21 protein-coding genes and 1 pseudogene are annotated in these 22,927 nt (G+C 72.2%); 8 read left to right on the top strand and 14 right to left on the bottom strand.

Annotation, left to right across the window (positions count from 1 at the left end; genetic code table 11):
- The first annotated feature begins 29 nt into the window (after positions 1-29).
- On the top strand, positions 30-1,136 hold the full coding sequence (locus ACZ5ON_RS16185) for an ADP-ribosylglycohydrolase family protein (protein WP_465591925.1): 1,107 nt from the start codon (positions 30-32) through the stop codon (positions 1,134-1,136).
- Positions 1,137-1,237: 101 nt separating this feature from the next.
- On the opposite strand, the gene ACZ5ON_RS16180 is transcribed toward ACZ5ON_RS16185, so the two are convergent.
- The 6 genes from ACZ5ON_RS16180 to ACZ5ON_RS16155 all read right to left on the bottom strand — a co-directional run bounded on the left by ACZ5ON_RS16180 (position 1,238) and on the right by ACZ5ON_RS16155 (position 6,357).
- On the bottom strand, positions 1,238-3,982 hold the full coding sequence (locus tag ACZ5ON_RS16180) for a hypothetical protein (protein ID WP_465591922.1): 2,745 nt from the start codon (positions 3,980-3,982) through the stop codon (positions 1,238-1,240).
- A 19-nt stretch (positions 3,983-4,001) separates the two neighbouring features.
- Positions 4,002-4,508 (bottom strand): ADP-ribosyltransferase, encoded by a 507-nt coding sequence (locus tag ACZ5ON_RS16175; protein ID WP_465591919.1) that lies wholly within the window; start codon positions 4,506-4,508, stop codon positions 4,002-4,004.
- Positions 4,483-4,926: a putative T7SS-secreted protein gene (locus ACZ5ON_RS16170; protein WP_465592340.1), complete on the bottom strand. Its 444-nt coding sequence runs from the start codon at positions 4,924-4,926 to the stop codon at positions 4,483-4,485. Before ACZ5ON_RS16170 ends, ACZ5ON_RS16175 begins: the two co-directional genes overlap by 26 nt.
- Before the next feature lie 28 nt (positions 4,927-4,954).
- A complete protein-coding gene (locus tag ACZ5ON_RS16165; RefSeq protein ID WP_465591917.1) occupies positions 4,955-5,230 on the bottom strand; it encodes a hypothetical protein in 276 nt (91 codons plus the stop codon).
- A 127-nt stretch (positions 5,231-5,357) separates the two neighbouring features.
- Positions 5,358-5,669, bottom strand: coding sequence for a hypothetical protein (locus ACZ5ON_RS16160; protein ID WP_465591914.1), 312 nt, complete (start codon positions 5,667-5,669; stop codon positions 5,358-5,360).
- Positions 5,670-5,874: 205 nt separating this feature from the next.
- Positions 5,875-6,357, bottom strand: a complete 483-nt coding sequence (locus ACZ5ON_RS16155) for an ATP-binding protein (protein ID WP_465591911.1) — start codon at positions 6,355-6,357, stop codon at positions 5,875-5,877.
- A gap of 195 nt (positions 6,358-6,552) precedes the next feature.
- Between ACZ5ON_RS16155 and ACZ5ON_RS16150 the strand changes: the two genes are divergently transcribed.
- The 3 genes from ACZ5ON_RS16150 to ACZ5ON_RS16140 all read left to right on the top strand — a co-directional run bounded on the left by ACZ5ON_RS16150 (position 6,553) and on the right by ACZ5ON_RS16140 (position 9,056).
- On the top strand, positions 6,553-7,374 hold the full coding sequence (locus ACZ5ON_RS16150) for a helix-turn-helix domain-containing protein (RefSeq protein WP_465591908.1): 822 nt from the start codon (positions 6,553-6,555) through the stop codon (positions 7,372-7,374).
- Positions 7,374-7,598: a DUF397 domain-containing protein gene (locus ACZ5ON_RS16145; protein WP_465591905.1), complete on the top strand. Its 225-nt coding sequence runs from the start codon at positions 7,374-7,376 to the stop codon at positions 7,596-7,598. The genes ACZ5ON_RS16150 and ACZ5ON_RS16145 overlap by 1 nt, the downstream gene beginning before the upstream one ends.
- Positions 7,599-7,817: 219 nt before the next feature.
- A complete protein-coding gene (locus tag ACZ5ON_RS16140) occupies positions 7,818-9,056 on the top strand; it encodes an aminoglycoside phosphotransferase family protein (RefSeq protein ID WP_465591902.1) in 1,239 nt (412 codons plus the stop codon).
- A 47-nt stretch (positions 9,057-9,103) separates the two neighbouring features.
- Here the strand turns inward: ACZ5ON_RS16140 and ACZ5ON_RS16135 are convergent, their stop codons facing one another.
- Positions 9,104-9,748, bottom strand: coding sequence for a TetR/AcrR family transcriptional regulator (locus ACZ5ON_RS16135; RefSeq protein ID WP_465591899.1), 645 nt, complete (start codon positions 9,746-9,748; stop codon positions 9,104-9,106).
- A gap of 223 nt (positions 9,749-9,971) precedes the next feature.
- On the opposite strand from ACZ5ON_RS16135, the gene ACZ5ON_RS16130 reads away from it, so the two are divergent.
- The 3 genes from ACZ5ON_RS16130 to fabG all read left to right on the top strand — a co-directional run bounded on the left by ACZ5ON_RS16130 (position 9,972) and on the right by fabG (position 13,307).
- On the top strand, positions 9,972-11,162 hold the full coding sequence (locus tag ACZ5ON_RS16130) for an acyl-CoA dehydrogenase family protein (protein ID WP_465591896.1): 1,191 nt from the start codon (positions 9,972-9,974) through the stop codon (positions 11,160-11,162).
- 85 nt (positions 11,163-11,247) lie between these two features.
- Complete coding sequence (locus ACZ5ON_RS16125; RefSeq protein ID WP_465591892.1) at positions 11,248-12,435, top strand: thiolase family protein; 1,188 nt, start codon at positions 11,248-11,250, stop codon at positions 12,433-12,435.
- Between the two features lie 113 nt (positions 12,436-12,548).
- Positions 12,549-13,307 carry a 3-oxoacyl-ACP reductase FabG gene (fabG, locus tag ACZ5ON_RS16120; protein WP_465591890.1) on the top strand — a complete coding sequence of 253 codons (759 nt, stop codon included), beginning with the start codon at positions 12,549-12,551 and terminating at the stop codon, positions 13,305-13,307.
- Between the two features lie 259 nt (positions 13,308-13,566).
- Here fabG and ACZ5ON_RS16115 read toward each other — a convergent pair whose 3' ends face one another.
- Positions 13,567-15,561, bottom strand: coding sequence for a hypothetical protein (locus ACZ5ON_RS16115; RefSeq protein ID WP_465591888.1), 1,995 nt, complete (start codon positions 15,559-15,561; stop codon positions 13,567-13,569).
- A 464-nt stretch (positions 15,562-16,025) separates the two neighbouring features.
- A pseudogene (locus ACZ5ON_RS16110) lies at positions 16,026-16,583 on the bottom strand (RNA-guided endonuclease InsQ/TnpB family protein); the annotation flags it as partial.
- A gap of 143 nt (positions 16,584-16,726) precedes the next feature.
- Here ACZ5ON_RS16110 and ACZ5ON_RS16105 point away from each other — a divergent pair.
- A complete protein-coding gene (locus tag ACZ5ON_RS16105) occupies positions 16,727-17,368 on the top strand; it encodes a DUF4232 domain-containing protein (RefSeq protein ID WP_465591886.1) in 642 nt (213 codons plus the stop codon).
- Positions 17,369-17,393: 25 nt separating this feature from the next.
- Here ACZ5ON_RS16105 and ACZ5ON_RS16100 read toward each other — a convergent pair whose 3' ends face one another.
- From ACZ5ON_RS16100 to ACZ5ON_RS16080, 5 genes are all read right to left on the bottom strand, one after another.
- The gene (locus ACZ5ON_RS16100) at positions 17,394-21,173 is read right to left on the bottom strand and encodes a LysM peptidoglycan-binding domain-containing protein (RefSeq protein WP_465591884.1); all 3,780 of its coding nucleotides are present in this window, start codon (positions 21,171-21,173) and stop codon (positions 17,394-17,396) included.
- Entirely contained in the window at positions 21,173-21,637 is a 465-nt protein-coding gene (locus ACZ5ON_RS16095) for a hypothetical protein (protein ID WP_465591881.1), read from the bottom strand. The genes ACZ5ON_RS16100 and ACZ5ON_RS16095 overlap by 1 nt, the downstream gene beginning before the upstream one ends.
- 62 nt (positions 21,638-21,699) lie before the next feature.
- Positions 21,700-22,128 carry a TadE/TadG family type IV pilus assembly protein gene (locus tag ACZ5ON_RS16090; protein ID WP_465591878.1) on the bottom strand — a complete coding sequence of 143 codons (429 nt, stop codon included), beginning with the start codon at positions 22,126-22,128 and terminating at the stop codon, positions 21,700-21,702.
- Positions 22,125-22,487 carry a TadE/TadG family type IV pilus assembly protein gene (locus tag ACZ5ON_RS16085; protein ID WP_465591875.1) on the bottom strand — a complete coding sequence of 121 codons (363 nt, stop codon included), beginning with the start codon at positions 22,485-22,487 and terminating at the stop codon, positions 22,125-22,127. The genes ACZ5ON_RS16090 and ACZ5ON_RS16085 overlap by 4 nt, the downstream gene beginning before the upstream one ends.
- Positions 22,488-22,648: 161 nt before the next feature.
- Positions 22,649-22,921 carry a hypothetical protein gene (locus tag ACZ5ON_RS16080; RefSeq protein WP_465591872.1) on the bottom strand — a complete coding sequence of 91 codons (273 nt, stop codon included), beginning with the start codon at positions 22,919-22,921 and terminating at the stop codon, positions 22,649-22,651.
- Positions 22,922-22,927 lie beyond the last annotated feature (6 nt).

Genomic DNA, 22,927 nt, shown 5'->3' with positions numbered 1-22,927 from the left:
GTAGTTGATCAAGCTAGGAGGGGGCGCGGGTGAGGCACCTGGAGTGGAACGAGTTGGCGGCCTATCGGGCGAGGGTCCGGGGCTGTCTGCTCGGCGGGGCGATCGGTGACGCGCTGGGAAATCCGATCGAGATGAAGTCCATGGTCACCGTCGAGGCCCAGTACGGGGAGAAGGGCATCACCGGGCTGGTCCCGGACCGCCACGGCATGGTCGGGACGATCACCGACGACACCCAGATGACCCTCTTCACCACCGAGGGCTGGCTGCGCGGCTACACCCGCATCATGACCGACGGCGGCGGCGCGGAGACCGCCCTGGTGCACGAGGCGTACCTGCGGTGGCTGGACACCCAGCAGTTCGACGCACCGCAACCCGAGCTCAGCGCTCCGCACCGCACCGGATGGCTGCGCAAGGAGCCCTGGCTGTACGCGCGACGCGCCCCGGGCCGCGCCTGCGAGTTCGGCATCCCGAAGAACCACATCCCCGACCCGCGCGGCGCGATCGACGGCACCCCGGGCCCGGTCAACCCCGACGCGAAGGGATGCGGCTCGGTGATGCGCTCCGCACCCTTCGGCTTCACCGACGCCAGCGCCCAGTACGCCTTCGAACTCGCCGCCCGCTGCGCGCAGATGACACACGGCCACCCGACCAGCTACTACGCCTCCGGGGCCTTCGCCGCCATGATCAGCCACCTGGTGACCGGCCAGTCCCTGCAGGACGCGGTCCGGCTCAGCATGGGTCTGCTGGCCCGCTACCCGGGACACGAGGAGACAACCTCCGCGCTGCGCAAGGCAGTTGAGCTTGCCGCGGCCGGTCCGGCGACCCCGGTGGCGGTGGAGAGCCTCGGCGGTGGCTGGATCGCGGAGGAAGCGCTGGCCATCGCCGTGTACGCGGCGCTGGCCCGCACCGAGTTCTGGAAGGACCACTCCCCGGTCGAGTCCGCGCTGCTGCTGTCGGTCAACCATTCCGGTGACAGCGACTCCACCGGCGCGATCTGCGGCAATCTCCTCGGCGCCCGCCACGGCGACGGGCTGCTGCCGCAGCAGTGGCTGGAACAGATCGAGGGCCGGGCCCAGATCGCCATGCTCGCGGACGACTTCGCCGCCGCGGTCTGCCCGGGCGAGCGGCGACCGTAGTCTGCTGACGCCTTCCAGGCCCCAGGGACGACTCGTGACATCGATCCCTCAACCTGGCGGTCCGTGCGAAAAGCCGCCGGACCGCCAGGAGCATTCAATAGTCAGTCGAGGGCCAGGCCCAGAACGCCCTCGGGGAGGGCGAGGCAGACGAGACCGTTCGGGGTGATCGCGAGGTCGCGGGCGGGCAGGCCGAGGCGGAGGTCGATCTCCGTGGCGGTGGTGCCCCAGCGGCGGAGGCGGATCAGGCCGTCGGCCCAGGCGGATGCGATCAGCAGGCCCTTGGGGGTGTTGGCGACGGCCACGGCGGTGACCGGGTGGTCGCGGGCGTCGACCGGGTCCGGCATCGGCGGGCGCCCGTGCATCCAGGTCCAGACCTTGCCGTCCACCCCGCCGCTCACCACCAGGACGCCGCCGTCCATCGGGGCCAGGTCGAGGCTGGTGACCGGGCCGTTGTGCAGCGGCCGGTCCGGGGACAGGAACGCCGCGCCGCCGAGGCGGACATACGTCACTTTGCCGCCGCCGTCGCCGACCGCCTGGATCGGGCCACCGTCGCCGCTGAGGGTGGCCAGAGCGGAGACGCCGTCGTCGATGTATTCGGGGAGCCCTTCGGCCGCGCGGGAGGGCCTGCCGGGATCGCCGCCGAGGGGTACGGCGGTGACGACGCCCTTGCGGTTCAGTACGTACACCCCGCCGTCCTCGCCGCAGGCCAGGCCGGCGACGAGTCGGTCGCGAGGCCTAAACGGGCCGGTCTTGAGGGAGTGCTGGCCGGTCTCAAGCTCGAGGAACCCGACAACGCGGCTGAGGGCCACGGCGAGGAGACCGGCGAAGGGGCCCGCGCCCAAGGCCAGTCGCTGTACCCGATCCCCGTCTTCCCGGTACGACCACCGCGCTCGCCATCCCTGGCCCGACTTCTCGGCGCACCAGTCGGCGGCCTCCTGGTTCCGGCCCGCCAGCCAGGCGTGCAGGGCGGCGGCCCGGACGACCGGGTCGGAGGTGCCGACCAGCACCGGGCCAGCGAGGTGCCACGCCTCGGCGACCTCACTTTGCGTGTCTCCGGCCGCCCGGGCGTGTTCGAACGCGGCGGTAACCTCGACCGGATCAACATGAACCAGGAACTCGGGGTCCGACAGGAATTGGTCGGCGCATCCCGCGTACACGGCGTGTCGCAGCAGCAGCCCGAGCCAGCCCGGCTCCACCTTCGCCAGATCGGCCCAGCCGCCGTCGGGCCGCCGGAGACCGGAGGTGATCTCCCGCACCAGCGCGGCGTGATCAAAGGGCGGGGACCCGGCCGCGACCTGCGCGAGCTGTTCGGGTTCCAATCGGCACCCCCGGCCGTCGGCCGAGGGCGACACCCACTCGTCCGCTTTGCGGACGAAGGTGCGGCCGTCCACGGGCAGGGAGATCCACTCCACAGCCGTCAACTGCCGTCCGGAGGCGGCCAGCGAGCGGATGGCGAGGCGCAGTTCGTCGGGCAGCGCCGCCCACCAGGTCGCGGCGAGCCGGGCTGCCCGGTCAGCGGGTGGGGCTGCCGGGTCCAGGACCGCTCCGGTGGGGGTGAGGGCCGCGAGGCGGGCTGCTTGACGGGCCAGGCCGGGGCTCGGGTAGACCTGGTCGGCCACCGCTTGAGGACGGTCCGGCCGCTCGGCGCACCAGGCGGCGAAGCGATCCCGGTCGGTCCAGCGGGGATCGTCCAGGTCGAGGACGGCTCCGCCGGGCGCGGCGGAGGTCAGTGCGGTGGCGGCGGGTGTGCCGGAGGCGGACTCCACCAGCAGTCGTAGCCAGGGGACTTGGAGCAGCGGGGTGAGGAGTTCGGTGGCGATCCGTTCGGGCATGTCGGGCAGCAGGTCGCTGCCGGCCCGGTCCAGGTCGGTGACCACCAGGACCCGGGGGACGCCGTCCTGCAGTGCCTCCATCAGGTCGGTGGGAGTGCTGGCGGCCACGCCGAGCCGGTCCGCCAGCAGCCAGGTGGCGCTGCGGACCGTCAACCCCTCGGCGGAGAGGGACACATGGACGCGCCGGCCGGTGCGGGGGTTGTCGGGTGGGCAGGCGGTGGCGAGCCAGGTGAGCAGATGGGTGCGGCCGCTGCCGGAGGAGCCGGCGATGCGGCAGAACCTCGGTGCTCTCGGGTCCTCCAGCCAGTCCAGCAGCGCCCGTCCGGCCGGGCGCCGGCCCGCTTTCAGCGGCGGCACCGCAGTGGCTTCGCTGGAGGGGGCGGCTGTTTCGGGGGCGGAGCCGTACGCCGGGTTGTGCCAGAACCGCAGCAGCACGCCCCGGGAGTCGACCTGCCAGGCCCCCTCGACCGCGTGTAAGGGGACTCGGCCCGTCGGGTCGTGGCCTTCGTCGACCTTGTAGAGCCAACCCGCCTGGGCCTGAGCCAGCTCGAGCTGCTCGTTGGTGATCGGCGGGTCGGGCAGGTACCCGAGCGGCGGCACCGGCTCCCTCGGCGGTGTCCAGCCCTCAGCGGCAAGGCTTTTCAGCTCGGCGAGGCTGCTCGCCACGGCCTTGGACTCGAGGACGAGGTGCCCGTCGAACGGATGGCCCGGGTCAGCGGCGAGCTGCTGGACGGCCTGCGACGGGGAAAGCCCTTGGGACTTGGCTTCGAGCAGTTTTGGATACCAGAAGTTGGCGGAGTTCAGGTTGCCGTCCGCCAGCCTTCGTTCGAAGTCGGCGGCGTCGTCGGCGTCACAGGTCCAGAGGTAGCCGGTCACCTGGCCGTAATCGTTGATTACCGTGTAGAACTCGACGGCCTGGTCCGTGCTGTCGGTGTAGCGGGGAGGCCCCTCATCGACCACCACGAACGCCAGGTCCTCGTAGAGAGGTTCGCTGGTCCAGCTGCTGGGCTTCACCGGTCTTTCCTCTTCGTCATCACAGGACCTCACCGTAGACATGGACCTTGCCGTCCGCGGACTTGATCACTTTATCGACACGCCACTGCCGCCCTCGGCCGAGCAACAGCTCTCGCTCGGTGGAGCCGAACTGCCCCGCGCCCTCCACCCAGATTCCGGGTGTCCCGGCAGGGACCTTGAGGTGCAGCATCGCCGGCTGGCCCCGAAACGCGGCTGGGACATCCCACCCGGGCGAGGTGGACATGAAGCCCGGCTCGGTGAAGGTCTTTCCCGGCATTTTGTTTGGAGGCACGTCCAGATAGCCGAGATCGACGCCTCGGCTGACCACGACGTCCTCCGGGACAGGATGGACCGTCATAGCTTTGTCGAGTTCAGCGATGCGGTGCGCCATGTCATCTGTCAGGCCCTCCTGACCACGGAGAGGCCCGTTGAATTTCCCACTGCCCTCCGTATAGGCCGCGACCGCGTCCTTCTGCGACTCGGGAAGCCTGCTCACGTCGTCATTCCATGACTTTCCGAAGTCCATGATGTTGAAGTTCCCCCCTGATCCTGGACAGCGGGTGCTTACGCTGCGGGGGTGAAGTCGTGCTGCAGCCTGGCTCGGGTCTCGAGCGGGGTGAGGTACCCGAACTCGGGGTGTTTGCGGAGCCTGGTGCGGTTGTACTCGACCTCGATGAAGCGGAAGACGTCGGCACGGGCGGCCTCGCGGCTCTCCCAGACGGTGGTGCCAATCTCTGCTTTGAGCAGTCCGACGCCTTGGCGTCGCCGTGCAGCAGTTCCTTCGGGTCGTCGCTCTGCCCGAGGTTCAACTCGCCGACGGCCGCTCCGAGGTCGTCGGCGACGTGGTCGCCCCAACTGTCGACCGCGTGGGCCGCGCGTGCGCGCCGACCATGTCCAGGCCCTTGCCCACGAGGTGCGCGTTGGCGTCGACGAACTCGCCGAATCCGCTCTTGAGCGAGCCGAGGACACCCATCAGCCGTCCGGGCCCTTCATCGTCGACGAAAGCTGGTTGAGGTCCTTCGCCACCGCGTCGGCCTTGGCCTGCTCGGTGGCCAGGTCGTCCGCGTGGCCGACGGTCATCGCCGCGACCTGCAGGTTCGGGTTGGCCAGCAGATCCGCCTCCGCGGCCTTCCAGGTGGCCTGCGAGTGGACCGACGCGTACCGGTAGGACTCAGCCGAGTAGTCCGCGTCCCGCACCTGCGTGAACGGGTTGTCCGAGAGCGTCTTCCCCCAGGACTGGCCCTCCACCTGCTCCCGCGTCAGGTTCGGGTTGCCCAGCGCGGCGTTGGTTGCTGCCCGGGCTCCCGGGCAGCAACAGGCTTTGTTGCTCGCGCCTTGGACGGTTCTGTTCGTGAGAGGGCGAGGCTGCGCCGGATCACATCGACATGTACCGCCCGGCCGGACGCACCCACAGCACGTGTCTCCTACCTGCGAGCGTGAACGCAAGAGCCAACTGGCCGTCGCGCTCAAGGAACTCCGCCGTCCGCTCCGCCGCATCCGGGCGCGTCAGGAAGATCTCATACGCCCCGTAGGTCATCTCGTCCAACGGCAGATGCCGCATCGACTCCCACAGTGCCGCCAGCGCATCCGACAGTCGCTCGAACCTCGCCGGAGACGTGATCCCCTCGATCTCGACCGTCACCGGACCGACTCCGCTCGCCATTTCGGCCTCACTGCCGTTGATCACTGACCCGTCTCCCTGCTCTCGACCGCGCCCGACCGGCCCGCCTCGCGCTCACCCGGCCGAACCACACGCCACGCGTGGACCGCCACTTGTCGACCCCCAAAGCCCGGAAACGATCGAGTCGTTGTCACGCTGTTCAGGCCCGGGCAGTAGGCGCACCGACCGACCACCGCCGCTGTTCGCAGCCAGCCTCCCATCGGCCGGGCGGTCACCGCCGCTCGCCTTCGGTCGGGCTCACCTGGCACCAGATCGTCTTTCCGATCCCTCCGGCGCGCGGGCAGCATCCCCAGCGGGCGGACAGCTGGTCGACCAGCCACAGGCCCCGGCCGGACTCGTCGTCCACATCCGCCGGCCGCACGGTCGGCCGCTCACTGCTGGCGTCGTGCACCTCGATCCGCAGCGACCCCGGCGAAAGCTCGAACCGCGCCAGGATCATCCTTCCCGGCGACACCCGCGCATGCTGCACCGCGTTCGAGACCAACTCGGTCACCAGCAACTCGCCTACGTCGACGTACCGTTCACCGTCCGCCTGGTCGGCCAGGAAGTTGCGCAGCAGTCTCCGCGCAGTGCTCGCCGACTTCCGATGACGCGGCAGCCACGCGGACTGTTCCAATGACACCGTAGGCAGCCGATCAAGCCATTCCGGAACCCCGAGCCCCTCCGCACGCGGAAGGTCGCTAAGGTCATTCATGTCAGCCTGCTTCCGTCAGGTTGGCCATGCCCCGGGGCCGTTGGCGCGGCTGCCGGGGTCTGTCGTTCTGGCCGGTTACTGAGTGGCACCACTAGACCACGGACGCGGTAACCTGAAAGGACTTGACGGGCGATCAGTCAAGTTCGGCTGCAAGTGTCGAGCCTGGTTGTGCTGCCATAGCGGGAGGTCAGAAAGGTGACGGGGGAGGAACGGCCCGAGTACTTGACTCCGTTGCAGCGGTTCGGAGTAGAGGTCAGGGAGATCAGGCGTGGTCGCAAGATCACACAAAAGGGCTTGGGCCTCGTCTCCGGCTACTCGGAGGCATACGTCAGCAAGGTCGAGAAGGGCGTCATGATGCCCTCTGAGGCATTCGCGCAGAAGTGCGACCTTGCCTTCCAGACGAATGGCCTCTTCGTCCGGTTGCGGGAGCAGGTCCAGAACGGCGATAGCCCGTCGTGGTTCATCCCGTATCTTCAGCTCGAGCGGAAAGCTTCGCGAATTCTCGACTTCTCGGCCACCAGCATCATGGGAATCTTCCAGACCGAGGACTACGCACGGGCCATCTTCCGAGCGGGCCACCCCCGCGACTCGCCGGAAGCGACACAGGCCAAAGTGATGGCGCGCGTTGCGCGTCGCGAGATCCTGGAACGGCAGAACCCGCCGATGCTCTGGGTCGTGCTGCATGAGGCGTGCCTACGGACCTTGGTTGGCGGTCGACCTGTCATGGCTGCGCAACTGGAGCACCTCGTGAAGTCGGCAGAGTCTCCATGCGTAGATCTCCAGGTGATTCCGTTCTCGGCAGGGGCAGTGGCGGCTCACATGCTCCCGTTCACACTGCTGACGTTCGACAACACGCCAATGGTGTTGTACGTGGAAAATCCGCAGGGTGGAAAAATCTACCAATCGCCGGAAACAATGGGGAGCTTCTCGGAGAATTATGACCGCCTACGGTCGCACGCACTTGCCCCCGACGACTCGCTTGAGTTTATCGAGAAACTAAGTAAGGACCATCTGTAATGGGTGCGATTCGAAATCCAATAGACAGAGCCGCTTGGGAGAAGTCGTCATACAGCGGCTCGAACGGTGGGCAATGTCTCGAGTTTTCGCGAACCCTCGCGCCGTCGGGCCTTGTGCCCGTACGTGACTCCAAGAGTCCGGACAGCCCCCCGCTCGTCTTCTCGGCCGACGCATGGTCGGCGTTCGTCGCCGGAGTCAAGGCAGGGGACTTCCCGACCGTCTGACCGCCGCCCGCATTGCCCCAGAGCCCCAGGGCCCCGGCAGGGACCTCCCGGCCGGGGCTGTGGCGCACCTTCGGCCGCAACAGAGCCGCCCTACGCAGGCTTATGGGGTGGTCATCCATGCCGGACCTCCTCTGCTGACCGATCTCGCCGATGCCATCGCCCCGGCCACCGCGCGTAATTCGCTTGCCCGGCCGGGTCGGTGGGTTCGACACTGCCCGGATGGCGGAAGCGGTGCTGCGGCGGAGCGTCCGGGTCCTGGTGACCTGGCGGGGCGAACGGATCGGCGCCCTAGGGCCGTTCCCGGTCGAGAGCGGTTGGTGGCACGATGTGGCGCCGGTGGCTGCCGGCGCCGAGGCCGCGCTCGGGGTCCCGGTGCTGGTACTGCGGCTGGTCTCGGTCGCGGGCGGCGAGGGCGGGCGGGGCGGGCTGGCCACCTACCACGCGGAGGCCACTGCCCGGCCGGCTGGTGAACTCGCCTCCTTCGAGGAGGAGTTGGGCAGTGATCCGCTACGGTCCGATTGGGCCACCATCGAGGGGCTGCGGGCCGCGCTGGACTGGGCCGAGGACGCCCTTCGGGCGGCGGGGCGGCTGGCGACCGGCCCGGTGGAGCAGGTGAAGAGCTGGAACCTGTCCGGGCTGTACCGAATACCGACTGCAAAAGGCCCGGTCTGGCTGAAGAGCACACCCTCGTTCGGGGCTGACGAGGCCCGGGGGATCGAGCTGTTCAAGGCCGTGGACCCCGAGTTGGTGCCGGTGGTGCTGGCGGCGCACGGCGACGGGCGGCGGCTGCTGCTCGACCACGTACCGGGCGACGACTGCTGGGGTCTGCCGGACGACTCGATGCTCTCCGCGGTCGAGCGGCTGGTCGCCGCGCAGGCCGCGCTGGCCGGCCGGGCGGCCGCTTCGGGCCTGGACGACCGGACGCCGGGGCGGCTGGTCAGGCTGTACCGGGAGCTGCTGCTACGCACGGACGAACTCGGCCTCACCTCCGCCGAGTTGGCTCAGGCCGAGCACCTTAGTGGCGAACTTCCCTATCTGGTAATCGAGTTGACTGCTTGCGGGCTTCCCGAGACGGTCGTGCACGGCGACTTCCACCCAGGCAACTGGCGTTTCGACGGACGGCGTTCGGTGCTGGTGGATTTCTCCGACGCCTGCCTCGGCAATCCGGCCTTCGACGGACTGCGTCCCCGGGCCTTCCTGTCCGAGGAGCGCTGGGCACAGCTCCGGGAGCGCTGGATCGCCGCCTGGTCCGCGCGCCTGCCCGACGCCGATCCCGCACGGGCGCTGGAGGTCGCCGAACCGCTGATGCACCTGGCCTACGCGGTGCGGTACCAGACCTTCCTGGACAACATCGAGGGCAGTGAGCGGATCTACCACGAGGGTGATCCGGCCGCGGAGCTGCGCCTCGCGATCGCCTCGTACCGCGCGATCTGCTCGCGGCGGGCGGCCTGCGGGTGAGCTTCCGGGGACGACGGCAGGCATGACCTGCCCGCCCCGTGGCCGGCTCAGCCCCTGGCTCCCTGGATGGGGAACCTGAGCGCGAGCCCGTCCAACAGGGACTCCAGGCCGGTTTCGAAGGCGCCGTCGTCGATGGCGCGGCGGTGCTCGGCGAGCAGGTGGGCTTCGCCGAGGTGCGGGTACTCGGTGGCGTAGAGCTGGGCGTCCTCGGGGAAGCCGGCGGCGAACGAGGCCAGTGCCGAGCCGGTGATGAAGTAACGCATCAGCGCGCCGATCCGGGTCGCCTGCCCGCGCGGCCAGCCGGCGTCCACCAGGAAGCCGAAGACCGCGTCGGCCAGGCGCAACGCGTTGGGCCTGCGGCCCGGGCCCTGGGCGAGGACCGGAACGACGTTGGGGTGGGCCAGGAGCGCGGCGCGGTAGGAGCGGGCCCAGTCACGCAGGGCACCCCGCCAGTCCGCACCGCCGTCCGGACCGAACATGCCGAGGTCGACCTCGCCCATCACGCTGTCGACGACCGCGTCGAGCAACTCGTCCTTGGTCGCGAAGTGGTTGTAGAGCGAGGGGCCGCTGACCGAGAGCTCGGCCGCCAGCCGCCGGGTTGAGAGCGCGTCCAGGCCTTCAGCGTCGACGAGTGCCAGAGCGGCCGTGACGATGCGGTCGCGACTGAGCAGCGGGGTGCGCGGGCGCGCCATCATCGCCTCCTCGGCGGTGCTGTGGGATGTCTCCGGTCATTCTCCCAGCCCGCCCTCTCCGCCCCGGGCCGGGGCAGGAGCGCCCGGAGGCGAGTGGGCGGGTACCAGCGCCTCTTCCCAGATCCGGGCCCGGCGGGCTACAGTCCAGGAAAACTTGCACCGCTAGTTTAACGACCCCGGCCCCTCGGGCAAGGAGCCGGACGAGGACGAGGGATCCGCCGCGATGAACCTGGAGCTCTCCGAGGAACAGGCCGCCGTACGCGAGCTGGCCGCCGAGTTCACCGACCGCGAGATCGTGCCGCACGCCGCCGACTGGGACCGGGCCGAGTCGGTGGACCGGGCGATCGTCGGCAAGCTGGCCGAGGTCGGCTTCCTGGGGCTGACCATCCCCGAGGAGTACGGCGGCAGCGGCGGCGACCACCTGGCGTACTGCCTGGTGCTGGAGGAGCTGGGCCGGGGCGACTCGGCGGTGCGCGGGATCGTCTCGGTGTCGCTTGGGCTGGTGGCCAAATCCGTCAACGGCTTCGGCAGCGAGGAGCAGAAGCGGTACTGGCTGCCGAGGCTGACCTCGGGCGAGGCGCTGGGCTGCTTCGCGCTGACCGAGCCCGGCACCGGCTCGGACGCCGCCAACCTCACCACCCGGGCGGTCAGGGACGAGGGGGGCACCTCCCGCTCGAAGAGTGGGGGAGACTGGCTTATCACCGGCACCAAGATGTTCATCACCAACGGCACCTGGGCCGAGGTGGCGCTGGTCTTCGCCCGCACCGGCGGCAGCGATCCGGAGCGCCGGGGCCATCGCGGCATCACCGCCTTCCTCGTCCCCACCGACCTGCCGGGCTTCGAGCGCCGGGAGATCCACGGCAAGCTGGGCCTGCGCGGCCAGGCCACCGCCGAACTGGTCCTGGACGGCGTACGGGTGCCCGACAGCGCCCGGCTCGGCGCCGAGGGCGAGGGCTTCACGGTGGCGATGGCCGCACTGGCCAAGGGGCGGATGTCGGTCGCGGCCGGCTGCGTCGGTATCGCCCGCGCCTGCCTGGACGCGGCGGTGAAGTACGCCGGGGAGCGCGAGCAGTTCGGGAAGCCCATCGCCTCCCGCCAGTTGGTGCAGGAGCTGCTCGCCGACATATCGGTCGACGTCGAGGCGGCCCGCCTGCTGACCTGGCGGGTGGCCGACCACATCGAGCGCGGCCTGCCGTTCGCCACCGAGTCCTCCGTCGCCAAGCTGTACGCCAGTGAGGCGGCGGTCCGGGCCGCCAACAACGCCCTGCAGGTGTTCGGCGGCTACGGTTTCATCGACGAGTACCCCGTCGGCAAGTACCTGCGCGACGCGCGGGTGATGACCCTGTACGAGGGCACCAGCCAGATCCACAAGCTGCTCATCGGGCGTGCCCTGACCGGCGTCAGCGCGTTCTGATCCAGCCCAGTCCCCGAAACCGCCGGCATCCGGCCCCCGCAGCCACCAGCAGGAAGCCAGCACGTCAGTAGAGGAGCCCGAAGAAGTGCGTCCCGTCTACTTCGCCGCCGCCCGCCGCACCCCGATCGGGCGGCTGCGCGGCGCGCTGTCCAGCGTACGGCCCGACGACCTCTCGGCCGCCGTACTGCGCGGACTGCTCGACCAGGTACCGCAGTTGGATCCGGCCAGGATCGACGACGTCTACTGGGGCGCCGCCAACCAGGCCGGCGAGGACAACCGCAACGCCGCCCGGATGGCGGTGCTGCTCGCCGGGCTGCCGGAGAGCGTGCCCGGCGCCACCCTCAACCGGCTCTGCGCCTCGGGCATGGAGGCCGTCACCACGGCGGCCCGGGCGATCGGCTCCGGCGAGGCCGAGATCGTGATCGCGGGCGGCTGCGAGTCGATGAGCCGCGCCCCGTTCGTCCTCCCCCGCCCGGACGAGGCGCTGCCGCACCGGATCGAGACCTTCGACACCCGGCTCGGCTGGCGGCTCACCAACCCCAGGATGCCCGAGCTGCACGGCGTGCTCTCGATGGGCGAGACCGCCGAGGAGGTCGCCGCCCGGTACGGCGTCACCAGGGAGCAGCAGGACGAGTTCGCGCTCCGCAGCCACCAGCTGGCCGCGCTCGCCCGCAAGGAGGGGCACTTCGACGCCGAACTCCTGCCCGTCCTCCGCACGGACGGGGTGGAGGTCGGCCAGGACGAGGGCATCCGGGAGGACACCACGCTGGAGAAGCTGGCCCGGCTGAAGCCGGTCTTCCGGGAGGGCGGCACGGTGACCGCGGGCAACGCCTCGCCGATGAACGACGGGGCGGCCGGGCTGCTGCTGGTGAGCGAGGAGGTGCTGCGGGAGCTGGAGCTTCAGCCGCTCGGCCGCTACGTCGGCGGGGCTTCGGCCGGGGTGCACCCGGATGTGATGGGGATCGGCCCGGTGCCGGCGACCCGCAAGCTGCTCGGCCGGGTCGGCTGGCAGGTCCAGGACGTCGAGGAGGCCGAGTTCAACGAGGCGTTCGCGGCCCAGGCGCTGGCCTGCGTACGGGAGTTGGGCTTCGACCCGGAACTGGTGAACCCGAGCGGCGGCGCGATCGCGCTCGGCCACCCGCTGGGCGGTTCCGGCGCCCGGATCCTGACCACGCTGCTGCACCGGATGCGGCGGACCGGTGCCCGGCGCGGACTGGCCACCATGTGCGTGGGCGTCGGCCAGGGCAGCGCGGTGGTGGTCGAACGGGTCTGACGGCGGACAGGCCCCCGTGCGGCGGCCGGCCGCGAGCACCCGGCACGGCTGTGCGGGGCGCGCCCGATCGGCCGCGCCCCAGGAAGAACCCCAGTTACCCAGGAGGATTGGCAATGGCACGTTTCGTGGGCAAGGTCGCCGTGGTCACCGGCGCCGCGCAGGGCATCGGCGCGGCGACCGCGCTGCGGCTGGCCGAGGAGGGCGCAGCGGTCGCCGTGGTGGACCTGACGGCCGAGCGGGCGCAGGGCACGGTGGAGGCGATCACCGCCAAGGGCGGCACGGCGCGGGCTTACGGCTGCGACGTGGCCGACTACGACGCGGTGGAGGCGGTGTTCGCCACCGTGGCTGCGGAGTTGGGCGGGATCCACATCCTGGTGAACAACGCCGGGATCACCCGGGACAACCTCTTCTTCAAGATGCCGAAGGCGGACTGGGACGCCGTCCTGACGATCAACCTGACCAGCGCCTACAACTGCAGCCACGTGGCGCAGAAGTACATGGTGGAGCAGCGGTACGGCAAGATCGTCTCGCTCAGCTCGCGCTCCGCGCTCGGCAACCGGGGCCAGGCCAACTACGCGGCCGCCAAGGCGGGGATCCAGGGGCTGACGGCGACGCTGGCGATCGAGCTCGGTCCGTTCAACATCAACGTCAACGCGGTGGCCCCCGGCTACATCGCCACGGCGATGACCGCCGCCACCGCCGAGCGGGTCGGCGCCACGCCCGAGGCGCACCAGGCCGAGGTCGCCGAGCGCACCCCGCTGCGCCGGGTCGGCCGGCCGGAGGAGATCGCCTCCGTGGTGGTCTTCCTGGCGAGCGAGGACGCCTCGTACGTGAGCGGCCAGACCCTGTACGTGAACGGCGGCGCGCGCTAGAACAGGCGACGGCTGTCCGTCAGTCGGCCGTTCCCGGAACGTCGTCACCTGCTCCGGGGTCGGCCGCTGCCTGTCCAGGTGGCCGGCAGGGGCCGTCCGGCGCCTCCGATCCGGCCGGGGCCAGGCCGCTCCCGGACCGACGGGGCGACGTGCAGGCCCGGGTGATGGTCCGGCAGGCGGCGCCCGGTGGTCCACGGCCGGGCTCGGACCTACCGGCAGCAGGGAGCGCGGACGCCGCGGGCCCTGTTGTCGGTAGGCGTCAGAGCTGGGTTTCGATCTCCGCGGTCACCAACTGCTTGAGGTAGCGCTCGGCAGCGCGGAGCTTGCGGCCGTCCGGGCCGGGCAGGTAGGCGCGGAGTTCGATGATCTCCGGTGCCACCCTGATCGCCTCGGCCTTGTCCTTGATCGAGCGCCAGCACGCCTCCGCATTGGTCGTCGCCTGCTGGGCCTCCGGGTGCTCGGGCCCCACCGAGCGGATCAGCGCCAGGGCCACCTCTCGGTACACCTCGGCGGCGTGCTCCGGACGGCCCGCCAGCCGCATGACGTGGGCGCGGACCTGGCGGACCTGCAGCACGGCCGGGGCGGCGGGGCCGTGCTCGGACACCGCCTGCTGCTCCAGTCCCAGTGCCAGCTCCATGGCGCTCTCGTGCTCGCCCGCGTCGGCGCTGCGTACGATCCGGCCGATCGTCTCGCGGTACGGGGCGATCGGATCCGCCGCGGGAGCGGGCTCCGGAGCCGGGCGCGGCAGCTCGGCGCTCGACGGCTCACGGTCCGACGGCTCGGCGGCAGGTGCCTCGGGGGTGGGCGCCTCGGAGGCAGGTGCCTCGGGGGTGGGCGCCTCGAAAGCGGGCGCCTCGGGGGTGGGCGCCTCGGGGGCCGTGGCCCACTCCTTGTCCAGGCTGACCACGGCGGCGGTCGCCGCGGACCCGTACGGCTGCGGTTCCGGCGCCGGGAGCGGCTCGGGCTGCGGCTCGGGCTTCGGCTCCGGGTGCTCCACGACCGTGGCGGGAAGGTCCTTGAACAGGTTCACCAAAGGCACTCCCGCCTCGGCGGGCGCGTCCCCGGACGCCTGCCGGACCGGCTGCGGCACCGCCTTCAGCAGCGAGACCGGGCGCACCGGACGCGGCGGCGTCGGCGGCACACCGGGCTTGAGCAGCGAGACCGGCCGCCGCGGGACCACCGACAGCGTCGGCTCCGGCGTCGGCCCGGCCGTGCCCTTGTCCAGCCGCACCCGGTCGGCCTGAGCCTTGCGCGGCCGCGCCGCTCTCGCCGGCGGCTTCGGCATCACGGCGGACGGAAGCCGCCCGTCGTGCGGCCGGGGCTCCGCCTCGCCCACCTGGCGGGAGGTGTTGCGGAACAGCGGCCGGTCGGCCGGATGGGAGGTGTGGATGATCACGTCGGGGCGCAGCACCGAGTGCACCTGCTGGCGCAGCTGCTCCGGCGTCAGGACGGGCTCGGCGCCCGGGCGGCCGCCGTGCAGTGCCTCTATCAACGCGCGGGTGAAGGTGCCGATCTGCTCCGGGTCCGGGGCGACGACCGCCCACAGCGGCACGCCGTCCGTCAGCGGGGAGATGGTGCTCTGGAGCTGTGGCCAGACGGCCTGGTCGGCGCTCAGGTCGGCGATCACCAGGGTGTCCCACTCGGCCGGGCGGTGCTGCAGCTCGGCCGCGACGGCCGACCAGGGCAGCCCGTCCTGGCGGATCGAACCCGCCTTGGAGTCACGCAGCGTCAGGTAGAGCTGGCCGCCGCGCCGGTCGGCGATCAGGTGGCCGCCCAGGTGGATGATCAGCGGTCCGGCGTGCCGGGCGGCGGCCCGCAGATGGGCCAGGACGCTCTGCGGGTCGCTGGCGCCGGGCAGGTGCACGGCGTCCACGGCGTCGGCCGCCAGCAGGATCGACGGCGAGACTGCGGCCAGCATGGCCGAGAGCACCGGCGCCTGCGTCGAGCCGCTGCGCCCCAGCAGACGGCGGCCTGAACCGCCGTAACCGCCCTCGATCACCAGGATCCGGCCGCGCGGCCCGCCGCCGAGCCCGGGGCTCGCCGCCATCGCCACCGCCACGGGTGCGGGGGCCGGCTGGGGCCGGATCGCGGGCATCATGCCGGTCCAGCCGGTGACGGGCATCGGACCGTCCGGGGCGTCGGGAAGCGGCGGCACGGTGGTTCGCTCGACGGCCGGCGCGACGTCACCGGGGTACGGCTGCGACTCGCCGTAGCCGGCCGCGGGGCCGGTCGGGCTCGGCGGGGTGCTGGGCACCACCGGGGGGTTCGGCGGGACCGGCGGCGCGGTGGGCGGGGCCACCGGGTACGGGGACGGTGCAGCCGTGTCGTCGGCGCCGGGTGGACGGTTGCCACTCCCGGAGGTCGATGTGAGGTCAGCCAACGCCGGTCTCTCCCGCCCCGCCCCGCCTGTCCCGCGGGGTCCTGCTCTCCTACCGTGGTGCCTTTCACCACGCGCGACCACGCAACCTTACGGGGTGATCCCTCGGGCGAGCCAGGCCGGTCCCTCGATGGCGCGGCCGCCGGTCGCCATCCCCACCGTTGCCACGCGCCGGCCGGACGTACCGGAGGCCGGATCCCACCTGCCACCGAGCGGCTCCGGCCGACGGCGGCGAACGAGCGGCGGCAGTGAAGGGGCGGCGACCACCTCCTTGCGCACCGTCAGGAACCCGGTCGCGACCGCGTCCACTTCTCCAGCCCGGCAAAGCACGAGTCAAGAGCTGCCGCATCCACCGGCGCAAGGGGCCTGACCGTCGCATCTTCGCACAGCATCGAGACGAACCAGCGCCCCGCACCATCCCGGGAGACGGTCACCGTAGACGGGGCCTGCCCCTGCGGGAGAGGCCGCGACCAGCGGATGTCCAGCGGCTCCGCCATCTTCGCCAAAGTCAGCGCCCCATCACGGAAACGGAACGCGGACATGGTGTACTCGGCGGAGTCACGGGACTTCTTCCTCGCCTTGAAGCGGGGATACCCGGCCCGCTTCGCGAAGAAGTTGGTGAAGGCACCTTGCAGGTGTCGCAGGGTCTGCTGGAGCGGAACGCAGGAGACCTCGTTGAGGAACGCCAACTCCTCGGCCTTCTTCCACGCCGTCAGCATCGCCGAGGTGGCGTTGTAGTTGATCCGCTCACCCCGAAGCGACCACGCCTCGGTACGGGCCCGCAACGCCAGGTTGTAGACCTTGCGCACACACCCGAACGTGCGCGACAGCTCGGCTGCCTGCGCATCGGTCGGGTAGAAGCGGAACTTGTATGCCCGCTTCACGTAAGTGGCCCGCATGGAGCGCAAGATACACCGCCGACTTGTGACCTGGTGCGGGTAAACGCCATACCGCCTAGGCGGCGGTCTGGCTCTCCCTGTCCCGCTACGCGGGAGCTTCGTTTCCTCCCCCGGCTGAAGCCGGGAGTATCCACGAACGAGTCATGATGAAGACGACCACTGCTGGACACCGTTGGATACCGCTCGCCGGCACGGGTCTGCTGCTCTCGGCGGGCTTACTGCTCACCGCCTGCGGCACGCGGCCGGCTTCCGAGACCGGGGCACCCGCCGCCGCACCGGTCGCCGCACGCGCCGTCGCACTCGGTCCCGCTCCTTCCGGGGCCGTTCCGAGTAGCTCCCCCGGCAGCTCCGATCCCTGCCCCGCCTCGGGAGTGGACCTCCGGGCCGGGGAGGCCGACGCGGCGTTGGGACTGCGCGTCCTGACCGTCGAGTTGGTCAACTGCGGCACCCGGCCGTACGCCCTGAACGGCTACCCGGCCGTACGCGTACTGGGCGGGACCCGGGAACCGCTCGACATCGCGGTCGGGCACGGCACCTCCGACATCGCCGTCATCGACCGCTTCGACGCCGGTCCCGTGCCGCTGAGCCTGCAGCCCGGCGAGAGTGCGCGGTTCGGTCTGGTCTGGCGGAACACCGTGACCGACGGCAACGACGCTCCGGTCAACGGCAGTTACCTTTCCGTCACACCCCGCCCCGGGGATCCGGCGCAGAGCGTGCCGGCCTTCCTCGACCTCGGCACCACCGGGAAACTGGGGATCAGCGCCTGGTCCCCGGCTCCACGGTGAGCCGCCGTCGGGCGCTCCCTCGCCGTCAGTTGCCGGCGAGCAGGTCGCGGAGCAGGGCGACCGTGTCGGCGTCCAGGTCGCGGCCGGTCCTGCGGCTGAGGGCGTCGAGCCGGTTGACCGCGCGGACCAGTTGGTCGCGGGCTCCGGCGGAGGCGTAGGTGTAGAAGAGGTCGCGGTGCAGCAGTTCGACGTCCGGGGCGACGGCGAGGCCGCGGAAGATGGCGGCCTCGGCGCTGCGGTGGTCGCCGTACTGCAGGCGGCGCGCGGCGAGTTCGTGGGCGGTGTCGACGATCGCGGCGATCATGTCCTGGCGTTCGACCTCGGCCCAGGTGTAGGCGGTGGTCGGGGCCTCGGCGAACGGAGCGCCGCGGACCAGGGCGAGCGCGTGTGCCAGCGCGGCGTCGGCGGTGCTGCTGGTGCTGCGCATGCCGCGCCGGTACAGGCTGCGGAACTCGTCCCAGTCGCAGGTCACGGTCGGGGCGAAGGCGTAGCCGTCCGGGGTGTCCAGGTGGAGGAAGGCCCGCCCCTCGGCCGAGGTGCCGAACCAGGCCGCCAGCTCGGCGAGTTTGGCCGGCAGTGGGGAGGCGGCCCGGTCGGCCGCCGGCCCCGCACCGTGCGGTCCGGGGGCCAGGTGCGCGGCGCCCGGGTGCAGGGCCCGGTCGAGTTCGCCGTGTTCGAGGCCCGGGCGCAACACCAGCACGGCGGCCAGTTCGGTCAGCCGGGAGAGCACCGAGGGCTCGGAGGGCCCGGCCGCGCCCAGCACGTCCACCGGGCCGAGCAGCCGGATCCGGGGCGCGGTACGGGCGGCGTGCGCCTCCGGGGAGCGCAGGATGGCCAGCAGGTCGTCGCTGTCGCTGCGGGTGGAGCTGGGCGCCGGCGGTACCGGGTGCACCGGCTTCACCGCGTGCACCACGCCCGCCGGGGCCGGGCGCGCCTGCCCGGCCGGGTCGGCGAAGGCGTCCGCCGGGGGAGCCGGGTCGTGCATCGGCGCGGGCTCGGGGGGCGCCGCCGGGGCGGCGGGGCGGTCCGGCTCGGGCGCAGCGGCGGCGGCCGGTGGTTCGGCGGTGGACGGAGTGCCGGACTTGGTCAGCACGGGCGGGCCGGCGGGCGCCGGGCCCTTGCTGCGCAGTCCGCGGCTGTTGGCGCTGTGCCGGGACGGCGGCCGCGGCGACCCGACCGGTTCCGCCTGGCCCTCCTCGACGCCGGCGGCGGCAGCGGCAGCGGTGTCGGCGCCCGCCTGAGCGGCGGGCCCGGCGGGGCGCGGGGCCGGGGTCACGGTCGGGTCGGTACCCGCGAACGGGCTGGCTCCGGTGCCGATCATCCGGCTCACCAGCTGCGCCCCGGTCAGGTCCAGCGGCAGCGCCAGGGGCGCGCCCAGCGGGGCGCCCACCCCGGCCAGCACCGGCACGGGCGGCAGCGGGATCTCCTCCGCGTCGCGGGCACCGCCCGGGCCGTCCAGGGTCCAGTCGGGAGCGGGGTGCTGGGTGGTGTCGGATGCGGCCCGCAGCAGCTCGCCGATGTGGCCGTACTGCTGCGGGTCGAGCTTCTGGAGTTCGACGGTGAGGTGCAGTCCCGGGATGGTGGCGGTGCCGCTGCTGGGCAGGGTCCAGCGGGCGACCGGGCCGCTGCCGCGTTCGGGCGCGCGGGTGACCACGGCGAGGCAGGTGCGCGGGGTGCCGTCGAGCAGGCGTCCCAGTTCGGCGGGTAGGTTTCCGCCGGGCGGCTGGGCGGAGAGCACGATCTCGGGCACCCAGGACTCGTCCGCGTGGCCCCGGCCGCGGGCGTCCCGCGGACTGGCCGCGTCGGCGGCCACCAGGGTGGCCCTGGCCTTGACCGTCCGCGGGCCGAGCGCGCTGATCGCCGCCTCCAGGCTGTCGTAGCGGTGCACCCGGTCCGCCGCCGTACCGGTGAGCGGCAGGTCCTCGGCGAGCCCCACCAGGTGCAGGTGCAGCCGGTCGGCGAGCGGGCTGTGCGCCAACTCGACCGCCAGCGTTCGCAGTACGTCCCGCGCGTCGTCCGGGTGCCCGGACAGGTGCATCAGCCGTACGGTCTCCAGGTCGGCGAGCACCACGGCCCCGTCGGGCGCGGTGCCCAGGGTGACCAGGGCCGGGTAGGGCGCCGCGGTCTTGGCCGCCTGCGTGGCGGACAGCAGTTCCGTGGAGTCCTCGGGGCACCACCAGACGTTCGGCGCGTGGGCCGCCCGGAAGGGCGCGACCGGCGCGGCGGGGGCGGCGAGGTGCAGTTCGACGGTACGCCCCGGGGTCACCCGGACCGCGACCAGGGCGGGCAGGCGCTTGCTGCCGCGCACGGTGTTGCGGGCCAGTGTGCGCAGCGCCCGGTTCAGCAGGTCGAGGGCGGTGTCGTTCTGGCGCACCTTCAGTTCGGCCTCGAACTCGGCCGCGGGCTCGGCGGGTAGGGCGATCCGGTGCCTGGGGCGGCGGGTGCACTGCTGGTCGCCCCGGCGGCGGGACACCGTTCCGATCATCACCGCCGCGAGCAGGACGCCGACCGTGGAGGCGGCGAGTGCCACGCTGTAGTCGTCGCTGGGCGCCGCCGCCTTCGCGGCCGGAGCCGGTTTCGCGGTGGGCGACTCGTGCCCGCCGGGTACGGACGGGTGCGCGCCGGCCGGGGCCGGGCTCGGGGTGGCGCTCGGGGTGCCGGGGGCCGGGGCGGACGAGGTCGCGCCGCCGGTACCGGGCGCGGGGGTCGGGGACTGGGCCGGCGGCTGCGGCTGCGCACCGGGGACGGCGAGCACCATGCCCGGGGCCAGGACGTCGGGATCGGTCAGCCGTTCCCCGTCGGGCGCGCTGACGCCCTTGTTCGCCTCGAAGAGTTTCGGCCAGGCATCCGCGGCGCCCAGTTCCCGTTCGGCGATGGCCGAGAGCGTGTCGCCGGACCGCACAGTGACGCTGGAATGCCACGTGCTCGCGGGCGGCGTCGCGGGGACGGTGCCGCCCTGCGGCGAGCCGGACGTCGCCGAACTCCCGTCCGGTTTGGCGTCGTTCGGCATGAAGAGCTTCCAGCCGGGCTGGATCGGCCGGTCTGCGTCGAAGCGGGCACCCGAATCGTCCATCACCCGGTGGTCGTTGAGCTTCGCGATCTCCACCCAACGTTCTCCGGAGCCGAGTTGGCGCTCGGCGATGGACCAGAGGCTGTCCGCCGGCCGGGCGTCCCTGACGGTGTAGGTCGGATGCTGCTCGGCGGCGGGCGCGAGCGCCGGTGCGACGGGAGCGGCGGGCAGCGCCGCGTACGGGGCGCGGGCGGTCAATTGTGCCGGGGCGAGGGCCGCGGGGGCCTTCTCCGGGGTGGCCGCGAAGGCGCCGCCGGCGACCGGCAGTACGGCCAGGACCGAGCCGACGAGTCCGGCCGCCAGCCGCTGGCTCCAGCCGAAGGCGGGGATCCGGCGGGCGATCCGGCCGCGCAGCTGGGCCGGGATCTCCAGCAGCACGGAGAACGCGAAGCACAGCCAGGCGGCCCAGCCGACGACGACCAGCGCCCAGAGGAACAGCCGCCCGTCGTCCGGGCCGGTGAGCATCGAGACGAACCCGTCGCTCGCCACCTCACCCATCCCGGCGACCGCCAGGGTGCCGTAGAGCAGCAGTGCGGGCAGGCCCGCCAGCAGCCCGAGCAGCGTGATCAGCGAACCGAGCGCGGCGGCCACCGAACCGGCGCTCCGGCCGGGGCCGGCGGCGTGCAGCGGCACCGGCCTCCGCCGGTCTCCTCCGGGCGCGCCCGGGGTGCCGCGGTGCGCGGGCGAGTCGGTACGGGTGCCGTGGGCGTGGTGCCTGGCTCGTGGCGCGGCCATCAGCCGTTCTCCGCTTCCGTGACCCCGTGCACCAGGGTGGCCGTGCCTCGGCCGTGCACCGGGAGGGTGTTGACGTTGATCGCACCGAGCAGCGCGGTGCGGTACGTGGTGTCGATGCTCACCTGGACGGTGTGGTCGTCCTTGAAGGCGACGTCGGCGCTCAGGTGGTACTGGTCGAGGTACGCGTCGGCGGCGCGGGTGGCCACGTCGAGGTCGTGCTCACGGGCGCCGATCACCGGGTAGCCGTCACCGCGCAGCACCGCCGCCTGGTCGAGCTGCTGGCCGACCACGCGGGCGGCCTCCTGGGCGCGGGCGTCGGTGTTCTCGATCGCGCGCAGCCGTCCGCCGCAGTCGAGCACTATGCCGATCACCACGACCAGTCCGGCGGCGCAGATCGCCACAAAGGTGGAGACCGCACCGGCGTCCGGCGCCGCTCCCCTCCCACGTCCACTACGGCGTGGCATCAATTCCCCTCCCCCACCAGGTGGTTGAACCCGGTACGTGCTCCCCGCCGACCGGAGCCCGGTCAGTCGGTGCCCCGGTACCGGTCGATCACCGAGGTGAACCGGCCGGTCATCGTCCGGCTCCCCGGCACTCCCCCGAACGACAGGTAGTCCAGCGCGACCTTGCAGCTCACCGTCACGCTCACGGTGGTGAGTTGGCCCGTCGGAGTGTCGATCGTGCCGTACTCGACCGGGGCTGTTTCGGCGTCGCCACAGGGCACCCGCTGGTCCCGGAACACCTCCTGTGCCGCGTCCTGCGCCGCCTGCCGCGCGCCCTCGGGGCTCCGGGCGAGCGAGGCCGCGCGGGCGCCGGAACGCGCTGCCGCATCCACTACCCCGCCGGTGGTCTGAATACGCCCGGCCACCACGGCGATCATCACGAAGAGCACCACCGCCGGGATCATCAGGGCCGCCTCGACCGCGACGCTCCCCCGGTCCGTCCCCCGGCTCACGGCCGGCCTCCCTGCGGTACGAACTTCTCCCGCGGGGCGGCGATCTGGCGGACGATGGACATCCCGGACATCCCGGGCAGCAGGCTCTGCGCCCGGACACGGACGCGCAGGCTGAACATCTGCGCGTCCCCGCCGGGGACCACCTCCACCGGCTCGGCCAGCGCGCCCTGCCGGTCCAGGAAGTCCGTGGCCCGCCGGACGGCCAGGGCCGACGTGCCCCCCGTGATCCGGCCCGCCTCCGCGCCCTCCCTGGCTGCGGTGAGCGCGGCCTGGCTCGCGTACCACCACAGGGCGGCCTGCACCACGAGCACCACCGTCGCCAGCACCGCCGGGAAGACGATGGCCAGGCTGAGCGTCATCGCCCCCAGGTCGGAGCGGGCACGGCCGCCACGCGGGGTCCTGGGAGCCGGAGGGTGCGCCGGTGCCGTAAGGGAGGAACGAGGAAGCGACCGACGAAGGAGGGAGTGCGGGAGCGACGACTGTCGGCGCCGGGTCAGAGCGCCCGGAGGCGAATGAGGGATCACGTCGGATTCGGCACATCGATCGGGGTGTCGTTGACCTTGTTCTTGACCTTCCCGGCGAGGCTGTAGAGCACGCCCACGATGATCCCCGCGACCACCACCAACCCGACCACCGCCAGGGCCAGTTCGATGGTGATCGCTCCCCGGTCGCCGGCCGCGCGGGCGGCGCGGGCCCGGCCCAGCCGGTAGTGGACGAGGACGGACATGGCGAGCTGCACCGGCAGCAGCAGGGGCAGCAGCAGTGCCGCGAGCAGGTTCCGGATTCGGTTCATGGTCGC

The organism is Kitasatospora sp. NPDC032150, from assembly GCF_055579945.1.
The sequence above is the reverse complement of the archived record's forward strand: the minus strand, read 5'-3'. Positions and strand labels throughout refer to the sequence as shown.